This window comes from Bacillus sp. EKM202B, from assembly GCF_011066025.1.
In the GTDB taxonomy this organism is placed as follows: Bacteria; Bacillota; Bacilli; order Bacillales; family Bacillaceae_G; genus Bacillus_A; species Bacillus_A toyonensis.
Window position 1 is genome coordinate 1 of record NZ_JAAMNK010000128.1, and the last position, 256, is coordinate 256.

Consider the following 256-nt stretch of genomic DNA (forward strand, 5'->3'; position numbering starts at 1 on the left):
CGCGCCCGAGAGGAGTCGAACCCCTAACCTCTTGATCCGTAGTCAAACGCTCTATCCAATTGAGCTACGGGCGCATATGGTGCCGAGGGCGGGGGTCGAACCCGCACGGTGGTCACCCACCGCAGGATTTTAAGTCCTGTGCGTCTGCCTGTTCCGCCACCCCGGCATGTCATATTGAAAATTGGAGCGGAAGACGGGATTCGAACCCGCGACCCCAACCTTGGCAAGGTTGTATTCTACCACTGAACTACTTCCG

At 57.8% G+C, this 256-nt stretch carries 2 tRNA genes; both read right to left on the reverse strand.

The window, feature by feature from the left end:
• A tRNA-Arg gene (locus tag G9F74_RS29660) sits at positions 1 to 74 on the reverse strand.
• A gap of 3 nt (positions 75 to 77) precedes the next feature.
• Positions 78 to 166: transfer RNA gene (locus G9F74_RS29665), tRNA-Leu, on the reverse strand.
• Between the last annotated feature and the right edge of the window lie 90 nt (positions 167 to 256).